The 2,925-nt window shown below is 75.4% G+C and carries 3 protein-coding genes; 2 read left to right on the forward strand and 1 reads right to left on the reverse strand.

Going from position 1 to position 2,925, the window contains the following annotated elements:
• The coding region (locus GTW67_RS28650; protein WP_161167661.1) for an FUSC family protein at positions 1-1,479 on the reverse strand (1,479 nt) is incomplete at its 3' end.
• A gap of 181 nt (positions 1,480-1,660) precedes the next feature.
• Here GTW67_RS28650 and GTW67_RS28655 point away from each other — a divergent pair.
• Positions 1,661-2,233, forward strand: coding sequence for a DUF5134 domain-containing protein (locus GTW67_RS28655; protein WP_161166070.1), 573 nt, complete (start codon positions 1,661-1,663; stop codon positions 2,231-2,233).
• 166 nt (positions 2,234-2,399) lie between these two features.
• On the forward strand, positions 2,400-2,925 hold a 526-nt coding region (locus GTW67_RS28660; protein WP_161167662.1), incomplete at its 3' end, for a phosphatase PAP2 family protein.

Consider the following 2,925-nt stretch of genomic DNA (forward strand, 5'->3'; position numbering starts at 1 on the left):
GGCGGGCGCGGGCTCGGGCTCCGCGAGGAGGCGGGCGGCGCGCTCGCGGGCGCGGTCGGCGGCGGTCACCGCCCGTTCTACGCAGTCCCCGGAGCGCCGGTTGGTGACGACGACGGCCGCGAGGAAGCCCACCAGGGCGCCGACGAGGGTGTCGACCACCCGCTCGGTCATCAGGCCGCCGGGCTCCTGGTAGCCGGTGAACTCGGTGATGAGGAGGGCCATCGGCGTCACGCAGACGCTGCCGAGCCAGTAGTTGCGGGTGATCAGGGCCTCGGCGCCGAAGTTGAGGGCGAGGCAGAACAGGACGAGGAGGATCTGCCCCAGATGGGCGAGCGGCGCGAGGGCGGCGAACAGCAGCACTCCGGCGATGTTGCCGACGACGCGCTGGACGGCCCGGCTCCAGGTCAGGGCCATGTTGGCCTGGTAGAGCGCCGCGGCGGTGACCAGCGCCCAGTAGGGGCGGCCGATGCCGAGCGCCAGGGAGGCGTAGCCGGCCAGTGCGCAGCCGAGGGCGGTGCGCAGGGCGATGGGGGCGAGCGGGCCGAGCCGCTGCCGCAGGGGTGCGGGGCGGGCGGCGAGTTCGGCGTCCACGCCGAGCAGTTCCTCGGTGGCGGGTGCGTCGTCGGGGAAGCCGGCGGTGCGGGGTATGCGGCCGGTGCCGCGCAGGGCGCGGGCCCAGTCGCGCAGCCGCTCGGGGTCCGTGTCGGCGGGGGCGGCGAGCGCGACCTCGGCGCGGACGACGAGGCGTTCCAGGGCGTGCCGGGTGGTGGCGCGGGTGCCGGTGGCGGGCACGGACAGCAGGGTCTGCCAGGCGGCCTGGACAGCGGCGTACCCGGCGGCGCGGGCGGAGGTGTGGCCGTCGCCGGTGCCGCGGGTGCCGGCGTACGCGGCGGCGGCGTTCAGGGCCTGTGCGGTGGCGCGGCGCTCGGGGCCGTGCGGGCGGACCAGGGCGGGTGCCATGCCGACGACCCAGGCCCAGGCGCCGGCGGCGGCGCCCAGCGCCAGGTGACCGGGGATCTGGCCGAGGGTCTGGGGGACGAAGAGGGAGGCGGAGCTGATGAAGGTGAGGACCACGTTGCCCGGTGGGCCGACGCGGGTGGCGTCGCACAGCGTCTTCTGCACGGCGGCCAGGAGGGCGCCGACGGTGACGAGCACGACGGCGTCGCGGGTGAGCGAGGCGGTGACCAGGGCGACGGCGACGCCGCCGAGCATGCCGAGCACCACCCAGGCCAGGGTGCGGGCGCGGGCGGCGTACGGACGGTTGTGGGCGTAGAGCGCGCACAGGGATCCGGCCATCGTGTACATCGCGAGGTCGAGCCGGCCGAGCGCGAGCAGGATCAGGTTGGGCGGGGCGATGGCGGCGACCGAGCTGAGGGCGGGCTTGAACCAGATCTCGGAGGGGCGGCGCAGCCGCAGCACGCCGGTCAGGGACAGACGGCGGCCGAGTGAGGTGCCGGAGGTGGGGGTCGCACTGCGCATGAAATTTAGTTTAACAGGTGTTTTACCAGTGAAAGATGCTCGCGCGAGGGGCGCGCGCCCGTCTCCGACCTGCTCCGACCGGTCGTGCTCCACCGCATGCCCCCTGTGCACTCCCTTGCGCTCGCGTGCGCGCCGCGTCGCCCGGGCAGGCCTTGACCGACCGTCGAGCGGGGAGGTGCGTGTGCACGGACCGGCAACGTCCGGCTGGCTGCTGGTCGCGCTGTGCGCGGCGACCGGGGCCTACTGCCTGCTGCGGATGCGCAGCGACGTCGAGGAGCAGCGCCGCGCGGCCGGCGGTGAGGCCCTGATGGGGTTCGGCATGGCCGCCATGGCCGTGCCCGCGGCGGTGTTCTCCCCGCCCTCGTGGGCGTGGCCCGTCTACGCGGTGGTGTTCGGCGGCGCGGGGCTGCGCGCGCTGTGGGCGGCCCGCTCGTCCCGGCATCATCTGCACCATCTGGTCGGGGCCGCGGCGATGGTCTACATGGCGGTGGCGATGGCGGCCGCCCCCGCCGCCGCGCAGGGCCATGCCCACGGGCACGGCGGTTCGGGGGTCCCGCTGCTGACCGGGGTGCTGCTGCTCTACTTCACCGGCTATGTGCTGCTGACCGGCGTGCGCCTGATACCCGTCGCGATGCCCGTCACGGCCGTGGCGGGCGGCGGGCCGGGGGCAGGGTGGGGCGACCGGCCGGAGCTGGCGCGGGCCTGCCGGCTGGCGATGGGGATCGCGATGCTGGGGATGCTGCTGACGATGTGACGCCGTGCCACCCGGCCCGGCGTCTCGCCGCGAACCGCGAACCGGAGCGCTGCCTGATTCAACTCGGCGGCGGCCTCGGGGCGTTGGCCCGTCCCCGGCACCCATGGCGCACGCAGCATCGCCGGGAGATTGGCCCCCCGGCCCCCGGGTCGGCGAGTATCGCAGCATGCACTCGCCGCCCGTCGACTCCCCGCCCCGTCCGCCGCAGCACCGCACTGTCGTCCGCACGGCCTGGGTCCTGGCCCTGTGCTCCCTGGTGCTGCTCGTCCTGGTCGCTGCCGAGTGGCGCCCGCTGACCGGCACGGACGGCGACATCGCGCGGACCACGCACCGCTGGGCGGTCGACGAGACGGGCGTCACGCACACCATGCGCGTCCTCACCGACTGGGTGTGGGACCCCTGGACGATGCGCCTGCTGTGCGCGCTGGTGGTGGTGTGGCTGTGGTGGCGGCGCAGGGACCGGCGGACGGCCGTGTGGCTGGCCGTCACCTGCGTCCTGGGCAGCCTGCTGCAACAGGTCCTGAAGGCCGCGGTGGACCGCCCCCGGCCCGTCTGGCCCGACCCCGTCGACACCGCGCACTTCGCGGCCTTCCCGTCGGGCCACGCCATGACCGCCACCTTCGTGTGCGGCCTCCTGCTGTGGCTGCTCCACCACTACGGCGCCCCTCGCGCTCTGCGCCTGACCGCGCTGG

This window comes from Streptomyces sp. SID5910 (genome assembly GCF_009862125.1).
GTDB lineage: Bacteria > Actinomycetota > Actinomycetes > Streptomycetales > Streptomycetaceae > Streptomyces.